Genomic DNA, 17,086 nt, shown 5'->3' with positions numbered 1-17,086 from the left:
TTTTGGAAGGGAGTTGTTTTTACGACTCCTTTCTATTATCTAATCATTCTTTAACTGACTCTTCTAATTCTTTAAAAGATATTTTAGATTTATAGTTGAACTCTTTGATAGGCCACGATTGAAAAATAGTGTCTACATTGAGATTCAACTTTTGTATGGCTTCGTAAAGTCCTTTTTGTCTGCTGCTCACTTTGCCTGTTGCCCTGCCATCGTTGGGTATCCAAACTAAATCACCCTCGAAAATTATCTTTTCTTTAGGAAAATAGAATATAATGTAATCTTTAGTATGATGCGAGTCTTCCCCTATATTGATAACTTGCATCGAATAGTTGTTATCGGTAATTGTTCTGTTTTCTCCCAGAATATTTACGTTGAGTCTTTTTCTGTCGAATTCTAAACTGTCTGGTTTAAGTGTCCGGGGATTTCTGGCTAAGTAGGTAAGATAATCAAAATCGCCCATTGAGGAAAGAATATTTGCTCCTTCATGAATAAACGGTCTTACGCCTCCAAGATAATGAGGGTGATGGTGCCCAAAAACAAAAAACTTAATCGGTTTATCTGGGAAGTTTTTCTTTATCTCGCTAATAATCATATCTCCGTTTCTACTGTTTAACGGAGCTTCTGCAACCAATAAGAAATCTTTAAATTCTACTACCAGACTTTTACTGTCGGTGTGCCCTAAATATAAAAAGTAGATGTGGTCGTTGTATTTCTCCAAGCTTATGGATGTATTGTCATGTAGACTTTCTTTGAAAGTGTATTTAAGGGGGGCTGCTAGTAATACGGGTAGTTTATTTTCTATTTTGAATGAGGTTATAAAAATAGAGTCTTGTAACTTTCCGTTTATTTTAGACATCAATATCTGCGTGGGTATAAATAACGACTGATGATTTATGTAATTACGATATTCGAATGTCGAATTAATGTTACCAAAGAAATCATCATTTTCCAGTATGTCTATTTTATCAACCAAATCTGTTGCTTTATTTATAAAGAGTCTTATTCGGGCTTCATTTATTACCTCCAGATACGTGTTGTAAATAGAATCAGTATTAGACTCTAGTCTGGATTTTCTATTGTAGAAATATTCGAGTAAAAGGGTAGGAGTGTATCTCGCTGACAGGTATAATTGTTTGTGGTGCTCCTCTTCGGTAACTGTCGATAGAGTATCGCTTCCATAGTCGGAGAATAGCATCGTGTTTTGACTATACTGTAATACGGATGAAACAGGTTTACCATTAATAGACATGTTTTCCTTTTTGTATAAACTTTTGGGAGTAATCCACACATCACCTTTGATCTGGTAATTGGTTTGATCCCATGGCTGATAACTATGCCTTAATTCATTTTTAGACTCAGTGAATGAGAATGTGAGAACTTTATTTCTGATCGGTCTGTTTTGCTTTGTCCAGGATTTGTTTAAGTTTCCTTGAGCATATATGCTTGGTGTAGAAACGAAAAGTGCTATAAATAAATATATTATATATTTCATGGGGATGAATTTCAGTAATTAAGTTATACAAAATATTTAATGCTGTATTTTAAAGTGATAAACCTCAGCCCTAACCCTCTCCAATAGAAAGTGAACATATACCCTGTTCTATACCGTTATAAATGAATGTTTTAAAATTCTGAAACTTTGACTGTCACCGAATTATTGAGTGCCTGTTTCCGTTAAACTAACAGAACGTAAATATGTTACATGTGATGTGTAAAATTGCCAACACCGCAAATGCTTTATTAAACTATTTTTCAGCAAGATATAATAAATAATTTGAAAAGCACTCCTTTTTTACGAGGGATACGAATATCTTCACCTACAACTAACATGTCTTCTACATTATTATTATTTCTTATTAAAATTTAAAGAGACTCTAAATATACTGTGAGTTTAATAAAAATTTTGAAAAAACTATTTATTTTGCATGTTGGGTAATTCTCTAATAATCAGTTTGTTGCTATTTATTTTGTTTTAGTTAACAAAATTAAACTAATGAACTGCTAACTTAATAACGTATCTCATTAAACATTTTATTCGGTGTGTTGTTATATTTTTTAAACAAACGAAACTATAATTAAGGCATTATATAACAATATATAACAATAAACTCAAATCATTTTACATAATTAGAGAATAAATAGCTATTTGAACTTTTGTTTAGGTAGTTATTTCAAGCACCCCTGCTATTTATGTAATAATATTTAAATATAAAAAATATTTCAAACCCTTTAAACATATTTATGATGAAAATTAAAAACATTTTCTTTGCTGCATTAGCTACTTTGGCTTTTTTTGCCTGTAGCAATGACGATTCGATCTCTACAAAAGATGTCAGATCTGTATCAGTTTCATTAAGTGGACTTGAGCCCGCGACGACTACCAGATCGTCTGATCCCGCTAATGTTTTTACCGCTGATACTATCAATGTAACCAGTGTCCTTATCAATCTTACCGATGCCGGTGGTACTGTTATTGTGTCTAAGCTTATAAACAAGGATGCTGTTTTAAATTCAGACTGGTATAAGCTTACTACACCAGGTCAAGGTTTAAAATTTATAAACACTTCCAGATCAGTATCTAAGGTTTTTGTTTATGGTAATCCCGGAACTGCTGTAGGTAATACTAATGTGGTTTCTACAACATTACCCGATCAGCAAGGCTCTCATGTACTTTATTATGGTGTAGACGAGGATTTGACGCCCGTTCAGACAGAACCTGTAAATCCTGATCCGACTGATGGTCAAACTTATACCGCAAATGTAACTATTGTGCCTATAGTTGCCCGTTTACAAATCAAATCGATTTCTTTTAAGAATGCAGGTAATTTTACGTATACGAGACAAATCAACAATGCTCCCGTGTCAGCTAATGTAACCTGGACTGGATTTACCGGAAATGTTAAGGGGATTTATCTCAATAATATTTACCACAAATACAATCGTCCCGGAACTTTAGATGAATATTTGCAAGTTCTTACCTATGTAGGTGCTATTCAAGAAGGAAATTGGTTATTTACACCTCCCGGACCGACTTTGAATGCTGCAAGCTTTGCCAGCTATCGTAGATATACAGAAGAATCAGGCTATGCTAACCTACCACTGTCGACACCGAATAAATGTTATGCATTCAACATCTTCCCGGGTACAGAAGTTCCTAAACTGCATTTAGATCTTTCCGATTTAGTAATAACCGGACTTGCATCAACAAATACAGAGGTATTCAATCCCGCATTAGCTCCTAGTTTCCGTTTTGCTAATATTGTAAAATTCTACAAAAATGTAAATACTGAAATGGTAGCTTCCGATTTCGTTCCTGGTAAAATATACAATATGGATATTGAACTGATCCCGTCGCTAGACACTGATCTGAAAAATATGCAGTATAATGTAATGGTTCATGTAACAATCGCTCCATGGGGAGAGGAAACAATTGTTCCGGGATTCGAGCTTAACCAATAACCTTTAGTTTTATTAGAAGAGGCTACCATAACAGGTATACTTCGATAGCCATAATTCTTATTATTGCCTTGATTAGTAATAATATTTGAATCGCCCCGATGATTAATAATTTTAGGGTAGCCTTTTCTAATATCAAAATTCAACATACTGAAAAGATGAGAAAGAGACCAATTCTATATGCCTTGTTTTTAGTAGTTATACTAATGAGTTCTTGTATAAAGGATGATATGGATGATTGCCCTCCTCCTGTTTACTCCCTTTATTTCAGTTATAAAGGAGATGGTACAAAAGAAATATTCTTGGAAAAGGAGAAGAGTGTAAATCTATATATATACGATGACAAAGAAGTCTTCGTAAGGGCAGTTACTTTAAATCAAGACGATTTAAAGAGAAAACAAGGTATAGATCTCGATCTGCCATATGGCAAATACAAAATAGTATGTTGGGGTAATGTCGATAAAAACAGTCAGATGACGCAGTCCACTTCATTAGATAGTCTTGCGGTGGGAGCTCCTGCTTATTTTAAAAAAGAAAGAATCACTACAAACGATAGCCTCTATTACGCAACTAAAGATATAAACATTATCAGAGGTAACTACGTGATAGATACAGTTAAGTTCAAAAGTGCACATATCAAAATGCAGATAGTGCTTTCCAATCTGGATCAGGCTACTATTACCCGTTCAAATATAACGAAGTCGGTAAGTAGCGATCCTAATCTATCGATAGAAATCGGTAATTTAAAACCGACAGTCACATTTAAAGAAAATTATTCCAAAGAAAAAGTATCCTATTATCCATTATTAACTATAGATAATAGTAAACACGAAGTGGAGGCAAACTTTAATGTCTTACGATTTAATGATGATAACGATGTGTTTATTAACATAAGAAATTCAGAGACAAACGATATAATATATTCGCTGTCAGTTATGCAATTTATGCGAAAATACGGCATATCAGAAGATGGTAAAAATGAAGTGCCTATAAGAATAAGATTTTCGTTTAGAGGTTTTGCTATTGCTGTTGAACCTTGGGGTGAGGAAGAGATAAAACCGGGTGTATAATACTTATAACTTATGAAATATAACTATAAAAATTTAGCAAGTATATTACTGTTATCAGTTCTTTTTTCACTGGTATCATGCAGTAATACGGAAAGCTTTACTTCGGAAGAAGCTACTGATAAAGATGCTTTGCTGAATCTCTCCATAAAAGCAGGTCCGGTAAATGATCCTCTTGTAAAAGGGGGCGATGGGGGCTTTTCGAGTCTGGCGCTGTATATTTTCAATAAAACAACAGGTTATTGTGAATACTCAGAGTTGATTACGGCTTTTACTCCTGCAACATTACAGGAATTATCCAGATCTGTGAATGTGTCATCTCAGACAAAAGTTATTTATGCTATTGCAAACTATAACGATGTGAATAAAACATTTTCCAACACTATAACGAAAACCTTGACAATGGCTCAACTAGAGGCGTTAACTGTTACAAATCCCAATGGCTTTAATGATGCAAGCATCCTCATGATCGGAAAAACAGAGGTAGCTATCAATAGTCAATATGTAACAGTAGAAGTTCCAATGGAAAGGCTCGTTGCCCGTTTGGATATTTATATGTTTAAAAGTGCAGATAGCCAAAGTAATACAGTTGAAGTTACATCTATAGAGTTGGACAATCAGGTGCTTAACTCGCGTTGTAGTTATCACAATACCGTAATGATAACTCCTGTTACCAAAACTAATTTGCTGCGAACCATTACAGCTAATAATACACTGGCGGTTACACCTTCTGACTTATCCGCGGTAATACCGGTAAATGCGCATACCTCTTTTTATACTTATCAAAATATTGCAGCGTCAACAACTACTCCGAACGACAACATAACACCTTATCTGAAAGTTGTAGTAAAAACAAATGGTATTAGCCACACTTATAAGGGTTATATAACGGATAATGGACAAACGACTAATAAATATAGTCTGATGCGCAATAACGTATATCGGGTCATCGGTGTAATTGGTAAACTAAATAACCTGATAACTATTACAACAACAATATACCCATGGTCTGTGACCTCATCGCAGATAGGGCACGGAGTTAAAGATACAGACTATATATTGACTCCTTTCAATGGAAATAATACAGGGGCTACAACAGGGATCGTTCAATATCCTTATATGCTAAACGGAACCGGAATAAATGGTACTTCTTATGCCAATTACAGTTTTAAGCTGACTGCACCCACAGGGGCAATATGGACTGCTACTTTAACTAACGGTTTGGAATTCGGCTTTAATTCGACCGGTTCTACTGCCGGAAAATTAGCTGTATCGACAGGTATTGCCCGTACCAATGAATATGAAATAAAAGTAGGAGCCCTCAAAACATGGGGAGGAACTAACCGAACGACATATATGTACATTACTGTTGATGGAATAAAGCTAAAAATAAATCCGGTGATTACTGCTCCCAGTACTCGTAGATTCCCGGGTACTACTGATACAGATATCTTGATTACACAAACAAAATACCAATGACGAAGGATATGAAATATAATAATATACATATAATCAGATTTGCAATTTTAATGCTATTGGTACTTGTGTCATGTGCACAGGATGAAGAGATTGATGATCCGAGAATTACAAAAGGGAATGCAATTATGCTTAAATTCACTTGGCCTGAATCTCAATCGACAAGGAGCACTGCCGAAAATGGAGATGATAACCTGAACGAAAATAAAATAACAACACTCGATGTTTTTATTTATCAGCAAAATGGAGATGCTTGTATATATTATCAGCATATTGTTCCTTCTCCGGCATTAACAGGAGTAGGGTCATATTCTAAAATTCTTGATATTACTCAGGAATCATTTGCACTCAATGTCAATCACTCTATTTATATAGTAGCTAATTATACCGGAACAATTCCGTCAGGAGGTATTTCTCTGACAGCATTAAAAGCACTTTCGGTATCAGCTTTGGATACCGACAAAAAGCAGGATAGCTTTATCATGGACGGAACTTCTAATATGGTACTGAATAATGGAATTATTGTAAACAAAGAAATTCCTGTTACTTTGAAAAGAGCGGCAGCAAAAATAAGGGTATCTATGACTTACCTGAACGGATTGGCATTGACAACCGGTGCTAATATTACCAAAAGAGTAATGAAATATGCAACCAACAGCTCGCTGATAGAAACCGGTAACGCTGTAACTCCAAGTTTACTGAGTATGACAGGTTTTACCAATCAAAATTCCGGTGCAGGTAATACCAGTAGCATAATCGCTTATTCATATGCTAACGACTGGAATACTACAGTCGCCAACGAAACATATATGATTGTTAATGTACCTGTAACAGTATCGGGGATCAATTATCCCAATAATTATTATCGCGTTCCTGTCAATTACCGTCTTGCAGATAACGATAATGCAAACCCGACTCCCGAAACAGAAGCAGCACGTCAGGCTCTCTACAAATTAGAAAGGAACCGGCTTTACGATATAACTGCTGTTATTGATAAATTAGGTTCGACAACTCCTACGACAGCGGTAGAGTTGACCTCTAATTTTACGATACAGGACTGGACCACGAAACAGATATTGGTGGCGGTAGATGCCGTAAATTTTATATATGTAAAAGACAAAACTATAAGTTTACCCAATATGACAAGTTTTACAACTACATTTCAGTCATCTTCGGCAGACGTACAAATAACATCTATCACAGTGAACGGCGTGGCATCGGCCAATGGCAGCAATGGTGTAACTATTACGTGGGACAGCAGTGCTAAATCGGGAAATATAACCATCAACAGTACGTTGCCTGTTAACTTTGTAGCTAAGACAATCGCATTTACAGTCAAAAATGGTTCAAATTTAACGCAACAGGTAACCGTTAATCAATACCCTCCTCTTTATCTGAGTGCCGATATTTCAGCGAATGCTCCTGGGGGAAGTGATGGTCAAAATAATAAGAATATGTATATAATGACCTCTCTGGTTCCTAATTACTCCACATTACCGAATCCTGATGAATTCGATGAAGTTTTCGATACTGGTTATACCCACTATGCTCCCAATCCTACTCTAGGTATTTCGTATGCCGATTATATAAGAGCAAATGCAATATTAGGGTATCCTCTAACAGATGCTAGCGGTTCAACGATAACTACCGACGAAAACAATCGTCGTATATCACCTCGTTTTATACTTGCCTCACAGTATGGCGTAACAGGAGCAGCAAGTTATGCAGACTCTAAGACCAAATGTGATGTCTATTCTGAGACAGATGCTACTACCGGGCTTACATACACCGATTGGAGAATGCCCACATTAGCTGAGCTTTATATGATCGATATACTTCAGAATATAAAATTGAGCCAGGTGAAAAAAATTCTGGAAGGGCCTTATTACTGGAGTGCAAGATCTACACAGGCAGTTAATTTTATGGATCCAAGGGTTGGTAATTCAACTAATTATAACTCGTATAATGCAGCTGTTCGCTGTGTCAGGGATATGAAAAACTAAAAGCTTAAATGTTTAGAAGATGAAAAAAATCATATACATATATTCAATCTTATTTTTGGCGTTGTTTTCATGTCAGGATGATACAGTAATCAATGATAATGGAGGAGAAACGAGCAAGACTACGCTAAATTTTTCATTGGAAATTCCTGAGTATAAATCGTTGCAAACCAGATCGGCTTACGATAATATAATAAATAATATTTATTTGCTGGTATTCGATGCCAATGGATTATTCCTTGAACGTGTACTGGCTACAAATCTTACCAGCACCGAAAGCGGTGGCATCGGCACTGGCTCTTTTAAAGCGCAGGTACCTAGCAACGCCAGCATAATACACTTCGTTGCAAATTATGATCAGTGGGCATCATTTGATGACAGGAGCGCTTTTCAAAAAGATGAAAAAGAGCTAATCCCTTCATTAAGTGGTAATACTATAGCATTTTGGGGACGTAATGTAATTAGTACCTTACCCTCAACTATCAACGTAACCTTATTTAGAAATCAGGCTAAAGTAACGGTAGAAAACAGTGGAGCTGCTAATTTTCAGCTCACAGGTTACGCTATTGCCAATTATACCACTAGGGGAACTGTTGCTCCATTCAACCCAACATCGACCCCGACCCCTTTCTTGATTATAGACAATATACCTACCATTCCACAAGGCACTGTAGACAAAGCGAGTCAGGTTGCAGGCAATTGCGATTTGAATCCGAAATATATGTTCGAGAATCAAAATCTTTTCAGTGATCAAACATATATTATTATAAAAGGAAAATTAAATGGGGGTGCTGAATTATTTTATAAAATACAATTTCTTAACACAAGTAAACAACCTCTTGCTATTGTTCGGAATTACTTATACCGTGTTGTTATACAATCATTTAATGGAAATGCAAGTGGTACGGCATCATTTGAGGATGCGAAAAATGCAGAGCCATCGAATAATATTTATGCCGAAATACTAAAGGAGTCGACATCTATTGCTGATGCAAATAATAATATATTGACTGTTAGTAACGTAAACTACTTATTTACAAAAGCAGGAACTTTGTCGATGACCGCCAGTTATACCGTAAACGGAACTGCGAATAATTCGTTAATAAGTGTTTCTCTGTTGCAAGATCAAGGAAGTATTTTAAGCGGTCTGCAATATAATGGAACCGGTACTATTACAGCGACAGTTGCTGCTGTTGTAGCCGGCCAGCAGCAAGCTACATTTGTAGTCAAGGCAGGTATATTATCCCGTGTAATTACAGTTGTTGCAAGTCCTGCATATTTGTTTACCCCTGTGACATTTTCTCCTGCTGTATACACGGCTAAAGATCAGGCTGTAACACTTAATTTTAATATACCGGGTACTGTTCCGACTGCCTTATTTCCGCTTAAATGTTCAATCACTTCAAAAAACTTATATCCGGTCAGCCCCAATCAGAATATGCAGATCGAATATGTTGCAGGCGTTTATAAGTATATTTATTGGGCAACCGAAGCTGGTGCTAAAAGCTTGAATTTCAAAACAAGCCTCGAAAACAATGATGAAACCGTAACAATCGAAAATGATTATTTTACAACGGCTTCTGTAGCCTTACAAGCCCGTCACTTTAGCAGTGTATCTATCAATAATACGGCTACCACCAATGTAGTGAATTATGGAACAAACGCTACTGCCACATATCGGTTTACACTATCCGATATAACGGGTAATCTGGCAACCTATCCATTAACGGTATTTATAGCCACAAGTAATCTTAAAACTACTCAAACAGGCTGGACTGCGGTAACCGGCGGGTACCAATATGTCTATACTACGGCTCCATCGGGTGTTCAAACAGTTGCATTTACATCAAATAAAAATATCAGTAAAGAAAATGTTACTATCTCGGCAGCCGGATTTGCGCCTACAACCATCAGCTATGATAATGTGCTGACAGCGAATACCACTGTTACAAACAGTATCAGGGCTCTTGTTAACGGCTCGCAGCTTAATATACCTAACTATAGTATAACGTCATCAAATACTGCTATTGTTGCCAATTTTACAACAAGTAACAGTAATTCCAACAGCACTTATTCTTTTCCTATTAAAACAGGAGCAAAGTTATCGGATATGCTAACTTTTACGACATCTTCATATACAGGGTCTTACACCGTTGAGCAACTTCTGGCTGCCCCCATAATAATAGTCAAATAGAGATACAATATTCTCACTAATTTTTTAATTAAGATAAAAGATGGAAAGAAATATAAATATGACAAAGCGGCTGTTATTCTTAAGCTTAATCCTTATTATTGCGATTAATACTTACGGGCAGTCCGAAAAAAGCGATTATTATGCGCCAACATGGGCGCTAAAAACAAACGCGCTCTATTTGGCTACGACTACACTTAACATAGGGGTGGAAATGGGACTTTCGAAGAAATTGACTCTTGATGTATCCGGTAACTATAACCCTTGGAATTTGGGAAGCAATAAGAAACTTAAACATTTTCTGGTACAACCCGAACTTCGTTATTGGTTGTGTGAACGATTTAATGGACATTTCTTTGGTCTGCATGCACACTATGGACAATTTAATGTGGGAGGAATCAGTATGCTGGGATTAGATAAGTACCGCTATGAAGGCGATCTGTACGGAGCAGGTATCTCATACGGTTACCATTGGATTTTAAATAAACGGTGGAGTATAGAAGCTACAATTGGCTTAGGCTATGCATATCTGGATTATAGTAAATTCGATTGTGGAGAATGTGGTTCAAAAATAAAAGACGATACTCGACATTATTGGGGACCAACCAAAGCAGGTATAAGTTTAATTTATATTCTCAAGTAAAAATATAAAATAATGAAAATAAATTATATATATAGAATCCTTATTGTAATATTGCTTTGTAATTCTATTTCACCTGCCTTTAGTCAGCAGATGTATAAGGGACAAGTAAATATTACGAATGCCGAAGCTAAACAACAGGCAAACTCTGTATTGGTGAGTATGCAGATGGATTTGAGCAGTTTGAGAATTGACAACCAGCGTATGCTGACTTTGACTCCTGTTTTAGCGACTCCGGACAATAGAGTCGAACTTCCTGCCATCGTCGTTAATGGTAGTGCCCGCCAGAAAGCCTATATAAGATCCGTAGCCTTAGATAAACAACATTCCGGTGATTATCCGCTTCATGTATTACAATCCGTAAAAGACACTAAAGAGCCTCTCAACTATAATCAGGTAATTGCTTTTGAGCCTTGGATGAATAATGCTTCCTTATACCTTAAAGAAGACATCTGCGGTTGTGGTGGCTATAATGAACAATCGGCTGAAAATAGGGTAGTCGGAATAACCACAGTTGCACCTGAGGTACAAGAACGTCCGAAGCCTGCTGAAATTATTGCTGTTTCGAAAGGAAGAACCGAGACACAAACAATTACAGTATATTTCCCAGTTGGAATATCGGTTATTAAGGAGGATTATAATAATAATTCTGCTCAATTTGAACAAATGGATAATCTCATTAATGAGTTGAAGTCCAATAAAAATATTAATATCACAGCCATAGAGATCGAAGGATATGCTTCTCCAGAAGGTGGAGTTAGGAGAAATGAGCAATTGTCGGAACAGCGTGTGCAAGCACTAAAACAATATCTTTTAGAAAATATTGATCTGCCAACGGATAAGTACAATATAACCTATGGAGGTGAAAATTGGGATGATCTTCTGACTTTACTGGAAAATTCTTCTATTGATCACAAAGAAGAAATAATTTCTATCATCAAGAATACGGAGGATGTGGCACAGCGAAAAAGAAAACTGGAAACTTTAGCTGGAGGACGTCCTTATGCACTGATGTTAAGAGATTTTTACCCTCAGTTGCGTAAAGCCATATGTAATATACGTATACACTATACTGTCTTACCCTAAAATAGGTTGATAGATAATGAATAATAGATAGTTAGCTTTATTATAAAATATATATTCCTATCCTAAGTTTACATCACATGTTTTACTTAGATAGTTTCTATGAGCTCTTTTACTCCATTGCTTTCTGATTGTTCCTGATAACAGATAAGCCTGGTTTGGAGTTTTCATATCACAACTTAAATGAGGTCGTTTATAATTATAAATGGCAATGATTTCATAGATCCTTTGCCTTAGCTGATCAAAACGGATAAACTGCTCATGATCCAGCCACTCATCCTTTAAGATGCCGTTTATTCTTTCTGCCAGAGCATTCTGATAAAGATCTCCGTTTTCAGTCATACTGATTCGGTATGACTTTGTTTTAATAGTTTTACAGAATCATAACTATAGCAGTATTGAGTTCCTCTGTCCGAATGATGTATCAAACTTCTTGAAGTATATCGCCCATAATCTGATAGCCTTTAACTTTGAGTCGGGGCATATTCAATTGACGTTCCATAATCGGTATGGATAATTGATCCTTAAATATAAAAATGTTTTTCTGTTTACCATCTTGTTTATACTGTTGATGGTAATACCATGTTCGACACTGAGCATATAAGAACTCTTACTATCACTTAAATAGTCCAGAATAATCCCTTGTTTTAATAATCGAGGTAGGCTACCTCTTCTTCTTTGTACTGACATTGGTTTACATGTTTTATTGTCAACCTATTTTAGGACAAGACAATTTTTTATCCTGTCTTCGTGGAGAGCGAGTGGTTACTTGCCAAAATAATAACAAGGTCTGTGACTTTATTCTTTACAAATATAAAAAAATGGAGGAACAGTGAGAGTTTTAGATAAAATAAGTTTTAAAACCTTACTTTTTATTGTTTATTTATCTTAATTTTGACTTTCTGAATTGATTAATCTATCTTTGTGATTCAAAGTGATAGATTCAATTGTTTAAGTCTGTCTTTTGTGCGAGTTTGTGTCTTAGATGATTAATGTATATAATACATTTTGTATGTATTTGATGAAATATATTTAATGCTATGAGAAGGAGGTTATTATCAGTTATTGATATAGCCTCCTTTATTTTTTGTTATGCCTCCTTACTTCTTGTTATATACAACAAAAGTATGAGCATATTTGTTCTTCTCATCAGCTTCATTGTCAATACGTGAGTTTTCCATCCATTTATCCTCGTCTATTTTTGGAAAGAATGCATCAGTACCTTCAAACTGGTGATGAATATAGGTAATATAAAGCTTATCCGATAAATCAATGGCTTTGTTGTATACAGTTGCACCTCCTATTATAAAAACCTCGGTTTCGCTATTGCATAAAGCTATTGCATCTTCTAAAGAAGAACATACTTCACATTTATCAAGTTGCAGGTCTTTGTTTCTGCTTAATACTATATTTCTGCGATTGGGTAATGCTCCGTTGGGTAGAGACTCATAAGTATTTCTACCCATGATTACTGTATGACCTTGTGTAACACTCTTAAAGTATTTAAGATCATTAGGTAAATGACACAGTAGTTGATTGTCTTTTCCAATAGCGTTTTTTTCGTCTATTGCTACTATGATAGATATGATAGCCATAATCTGAGGTTTAGTAATGTTAAATATTTAATGCGATATTTTATCACTATAACTGTTTCTGGTTGTTAGCTCAGTTAAAGCAATAAAAAGGTTTATAACCTTATTTATAGGACTATGTTTTTAGCTTCGTTCCAAAGAATATCCATTTCTTCAAGAGTCATATCTTTGAGGTTCTTGCCTAGCCTTTTAGCTTCCTGCTCTATATGATTGAATCTGTAAATAAATTTCTGATTGGTACGCTCCAATGCATTATCGGGATTTACTTTGTATAGACGAGCTGCATTTATGAGGCTGAAAAATAAGTCTCCAAATTCGGCTTCCATTTTATGGGCATCCATAGAGTTTATTTCGGTTTCGAATTCGTTAATTTCTTCTTTTACCTTTATCCATACATCTTCTTTTTGCTCCCAGTCGAAACCTGCATTGCGAGCCTTATCTTGTATGCGGTGTGCTTTGGCTATTGAAGATAGTGAGGCGGGAACTCCTTCGAGCACTGTTTTGTTACCTCCTTTTTCTTTCAGTTTCAATTGTTCCCACGATTGTTCGACCTCTCCTGCTGTTTTTGCAGCATCGTCGCCAAATACGTGTGGATGGCGGTAAATAAGCTTGTCACAAAGAGAATTACATACGTCTGCAACATCAAATTCACCTTTCTCTTCACCTATTTTCGAGTAGAAAACAATATGAAGAAGTACATCACCCAGTTCTTTTTTTATCTCCTGATTGTCGTCTCTTATGATTGCCTCGCACAATTCGTAGGTTTCTTCTATTGTGTTTGTCCTTAGACTTTCGTTTGTCTGTTTCACATCCCAAGGGCATTTTACACGCAACTCGTCCATAATATGGAGTAAACGTCCAAAAGCTTCCATTTTTTGCTCTCTTGTATTCATCGTAGTGTTTATGAAAGAAAATAGCAGATTCTAGATCTGCTATTTTAATTATTGTAAAAGGTTTATGACTTTACTTTTTATAATTATCAACTCCTATTTTCAAGAAGTTTAAGTATTTCTCTACATCTTCGTCATACGCATAAGATGGACCGATGGGGTTACCTGCATTGTCAAGCAATACATAGTATGGTTGAGAATTGGTTCCAAATTTATGTCTTTGTAGATAACTCCACTTGTCGCCGATAGTTTTCAGTTTAGTGGTTTTACCATTTTCTTCAACCTCTATCACTTCGGGTAATTTTTCTTTGTCATCCACCATCAATGTAATTAATACATAGTCGTTTTCCAAAGAATGTTTAACACGAGGATCTGTCCAAACCGATGCTTCCATCTTACGGCAATTTACACAACCGAATCCGGAGAAGTCAATCATAACAGGTTTGTTATTCATCTTTGCGTATTCCATTCCGGCCTCATAATCGTCAAACTTGGCATGAACGGCTCCGTCATACAGATTGAAATCTTGAGTGAACAATGGAGGTGTAAATGCACTGACCGATTTTAAGGGTGCTCCCCAAAGTCCCGGTACCAGATAAAGAGCAAAAGACAGTGATATAATCGCCATGAATAATCTGGGTACAGATACATACTTAAGATCACTATCGTGTGCGAATTTCAGCTTGCCTAACAAGTACAAACCTAGCAATGCGAAAATGATAATCCATAATACTAAGAATACTTCACGATCGAGAATACCCCATTTGTAAGCAAGGTCTGCAACCGAGAGGAATTTAAGAGCTAAAGCAAGTTCAAGGAATCCTAAAACTACTTTAACCGAATTGAGCCATCCACCCGATTTAGGCATACTTTCCAGTAAAGAAGGGAAAATAGCAAACAATGCAAATGGTATGGATAATGCAAATGCAAATGCAAACATACCTATTGCAGGAGCTATAACATCGCCCGAACTGGCAGCATCAACAAGTAATGTCCCGATAATAGGACCGGTACAAGAGAATGACACTAAGGCTAGTGTAAATGCCATGAAGAATATGCTAATGATTCCCGTTGTGGAGTCGGCTTTGCTATCTATCTTATTGGTCCACGAAGCGGGTAGTACCAGTTCGAATGCTCCAAGGAACGATATTGCAAAGAATACGAGTAGCCCAAAGAATATGAGATTAAATAATGCACTTGTAGATAAGTCATTCAAAGCGCTGGCTCCAAATATTGCGGTAACTAATAATCCTAGCAATACATATATTACTATAATAGATAGACCGTATATAATTGCATCTTTAATGGCCTTGCCTCTGTTTTTCTTATTTCTTTTCAAGAAGAAGCTTACAGTCATGGGTATCATTGGCCATACGCAAGGAGTCATAAGAGCAATAAGTCCTCCGATAAATCCTGCACCGAAAATATAGAGTAAAGATCTGCCCGATACACTGCCTTTTGCGCCAAACTCATTTAACTCCTTAATAACAGGAGTCCAAAGATCACTATTTTGAGAGTCTGTTGTTTGAGCTTGCGAAATACTGTCGGTGCTTACTGTTGCGATAGTATCTGTTGATACAGTTACTTGAACTTCTTTGGCATCAGTTGATACTGTTACACTGGCAGGTAAACTGCCCGAAGTAAAACTAAAATCAATGGGAATAGGAGGCGTACATTCTCTGTCATTACAAGCCTGTGCTCTGATATCTCCTTTTAATACAAATTTACTTTTGTCGGTTATTTTGAATTTCTGAACAAAAGTGGCTGACTTTTCAAAATAACCAATTTCCATTTCAAAGACCTTGTCAAAATCTTTATGTAGTTTAGAGTTAACTGCGTGGAATGTGCCCACTGCTACGGCTCCCTTTATTTCATCAATAGATATTGATGTAGGGAAAGGTCCTCCATCGGGAATTTGTGTGTCGTACAAGTGCCACCCGGGGGCAACAGTTGCGTTGGCTACTAATTCTATTTCGCCATTGCCCTTATCTGCTATACTCATTTTCCAGGACACGGGTCCATCGGCCAGTAGCTTTCCCGAAAAGAAAGACAATATAAATATTAGAACTAATATTCCTTTTTTCATATGTTTTATCTATCTGCTTTTTTTGTTTATTTTAATAAATACAAAGTTAGTAAAATGTGTACAGTATAATTCCTTGTTTCTTAATTTTTATATTGATTAAGATATACTCGTTATTTTTTTACTTTTTTGAGAAACTAAGGAGAGCCGATGTTTGAAACAAACTCTTTGTATTTGTTGCTTCCTCAGAATCACATTGCTTCCAATAGTTGCAATCCTGATCCGTTTACTTCCACTGTCAGGTTACAAAGTAAACATTTCCTGCTTTTATTGTCGGTTTCTCAATAGCTTGTTTTTCAAGTGTCTGTGCTGTAAAAAGTAACAAAGGTAACAAAAGTAACACATTTTGAACTATCTTTTATTCTCATCTGTTTTGTGCTTTATTTTGTAAAACCTTATTTTAATTTATAGATAAAAGGATACAATTTAATAACTTATGCGAATCAGTAGTTGAACTTTTCCGCTGATTTGTTTAGTTAAAATGTTTATAATCAATAAAATAAGCGATTGATTATTTGCTCAATCTCTTGAAAATCATTAACTTAAAAGAATAATCCCCATTATTTTTCAGTTATGATTCCCAAGAAGAAAGAGCTTAAACTGATAAA

General features: G+C 35.9%; 12 protein-coding genes. 7 read left to right on the top strand and 5 right to left on the bottom strand.

The genetic code is table 11. The features are described from left to right. Window positions 1–43: 43 nt before the first annotated feature. Complete coding sequence (locus CLV62_RS19335) at window positions 44–1,492, bottom strand: MBL fold metallo-hydrolase (protein ID WP_110312419.1); 1,449 nt, start codon at window positions 1,490–1,492, stop codon at window positions 44–46. Window positions 1,493–2,241: 749 nt separating this feature from the next. On the opposite strand from CLV62_RS19335, the gene CLV62_RS19330 reads away from it, so the two are divergent. The 7 genes from CLV62_RS19330 (at window position 2,242) to CLV62_RS19300 (ending at window position 11,916) form a co-directional block, all read left to right on the top strand. After that, window positions 2,242–3,459, top strand: coding sequence for a hypothetical protein (locus CLV62_RS19330; protein WP_245904137.1), 1,218 nt, complete (start codon window positions 2,242–2,244; stop codon window positions 3,457–3,459). A 155-nt stretch (window positions 3,460–3,614) separates the two neighbouring features. Beyond that, a complete protein-coding gene (locus CLV62_RS19325) occupies window positions 3,615–4,526 on the top strand; it encodes a FimB/Mfa2 family fimbrial subunit (protein ID WP_170120108.1) in 912 nt (303 codons plus the stop codon). A 12-nt stretch (window positions 4,527–4,538) separates the two neighbouring features. Next, window positions 4,539–6,002: a DUF4906 domain-containing protein gene (locus CLV62_RS19320; protein WP_110312416.1), complete on the top strand. Its 1,464-nt coding sequence runs from the start codon at window positions 4,539–4,541 to the stop codon at window positions 6,000–6,002. An 8-nt stretch (window positions 6,003–6,010) separates the two neighbouring features. Further along, window positions 6,011–8,002 (top strand): fimbrial tip adhesin FimD, encoded by a 1,992-nt coding sequence (gene fimD, locus CLV62_RS19315; RefSeq protein WP_110312437.1) that lies wholly within the window; start codon window positions 6,011–6,013, stop codon window positions 8,000–8,002. 19 nt (window positions 8,003–8,021) lie between these two features. Beyond that, the gene (locus CLV62_RS19310) at window positions 8,022–10,193 is read left to right on the top strand and encodes a hypothetical protein (protein ID WP_110312415.1); all 2,172 of its coding nucleotides are present in this window, start codon (window positions 8,022–8,024) and stop codon (window positions 10,191–10,193) included. Window positions 10,194–10,245: 52 nt separating this feature from the next. After that, window positions 10,246–10,833 carry a DUF3575 domain-containing protein gene (locus CLV62_RS19305; protein WP_394337216.1) on the top strand — a complete coding sequence of 196 codons (588 nt, stop codon included), beginning with the start codon at window positions 10,246–10,248 and terminating at the stop codon, window positions 10,831–10,833. Between the two features lie 12 nt (window positions 10,834–10,845). Beyond that, on the top strand, window positions 10,846–11,916 hold the full coding sequence (locus CLV62_RS19300) for a DUF3868 domain-containing protein (protein WP_110312414.1): 1,071 nt from the start codon (window positions 10,846–10,848) through the stop codon (window positions 11,914–11,916). A 57-nt stretch (window positions 11,917–11,973) separates the two neighbouring features. Here CLV62_RS19300 and CLV62_RS19295 read toward each other — a convergent pair whose 3' ends face one another. The 4 genes from CLV62_RS19295 to CLV62_RS19280 form a co-directional block, all read right to left on the bottom strand. Next, entirely contained in the window at window positions 11,974–12,255 is a 282-nt protein-coding gene (locus CLV62_RS19295; protein ID WP_110312413.1) for an integrase core domain-containing protein, read from the bottom strand. A 758-nt stretch (window positions 12,256–13,013) separates the two neighbouring features. Next, on the bottom strand, window positions 13,014–13,508 hold the full coding sequence (locus tag CLV62_RS19290) for a dihydrofolate reductase (protein WP_110312412.1): 495 nt from the start codon (window positions 13,506–13,508) through the stop codon (window positions 13,014–13,016). 104 nt (window positions 13,509–13,612) lie between these two features. Then, window positions 13,613–14,398, bottom strand: coding sequence for a nucleoside triphosphate pyrophosphohydrolase (gene mazG / locus CLV62_RS19285; protein ID WP_110312411.1), 786 nt, complete (start codon window positions 14,396–14,398; stop codon window positions 13,613–13,615). A gap of 70 nt (window positions 14,399–14,468) precedes the next feature. After that, window positions 14,469–16,481: a protein-disulfide reductase DsbD family protein gene (locus CLV62_RS19280; protein ID WP_110312410.1), complete on the bottom strand. Its 2,013-nt coding sequence runs from the start codon at window positions 16,479–16,481 to the stop codon at window positions 14,469–14,471. Window positions 16,482–17,086: the final 605 nt, after the last annotated feature.

The organism is Indolivaga alginatilytica (genome assembly GCF_003201355.1).
GTDB lineage: Bacteria > Bacteroidota > Bacteroidia > Bacteroidales > Dysgonomonadaceae > Dysgonomonas_A > Dysgonomonas_A alginatilytica.
Note: the sequence above shows the minus strand (reverse complement) of the source record. Positions and strands in the feature narration are given on the sequence as shown.

Coding starts and splice junctions, on each gene's coding strand:
- CLV62_RS19335 (WP_110312419.1), bottom strand. CDS start 1,492: ATGAAATATATAATATATTTATTTATAGCACTTTTCGTTTCTACACCA.
- fimD (WP_110312437.1), top strand. CDS start 6,011: ATGAAATATAATAATATACATATAATCAGATTTGCAATTTTAATGCTA.
- CLV62_RS19310 (WP_110312415.1), top strand. CDS start 8,022: ATGAAAAAAATCATATACATATATTCAATCTTATTTTTGGCGTTGTTT.
- CLV62_RS19330 (WP_245904137.1), top strand. CDS start 2,242: ATGATGAAAATTAAAAACATTTTCTTTGCTGCATTAGCTACTTTGGCT.
- CLV62_RS19295 (WP_110312413.1), bottom strand. CDS start 12,255: ATGACTGAAAACGGAGATCTTTATCAGAATGCTCTGGCAGAAAGAATA.
- CLV62_RS19320 (WP_110312416.1), top strand. CDS start 4,539: ATGAAATATAACTATAAAAATTTAGCAAGTATATTACTGTTATCAGTT.
- CLV62_RS19280 (WP_110312410.1), bottom strand. CDS start 16,481: ATGAAAAAAGGAATATTAGTTCTAATATTTATATTGTCTTTCTTTTCG.
- CLV62_RS19290 (WP_110312412.1), bottom strand. CDS start 13,508: ATGGCTATCATATCTATCATAGTAGCAATAGACGAAAAAAACGCTATT.
- mazG (WP_110312411.1), bottom strand. CDS start 14,398: ATGAATACAAGAGAGCAAAAAATGGAAGCTTTTGGACGTTTACTCCAT.
- CLV62_RS19300 (WP_110312414.1), top strand. CDS start 10,846: ATGAAAATAAATTATATATATAGAATCCTTATTGTAATATTGCTTTGT.
- CLV62_RS19325 (WP_170120108.1), top strand. CDS start 3,615: ATGAGAAAGAGACCAATTCTATATGCCTTGTTTTTAGTAGTTATACTA.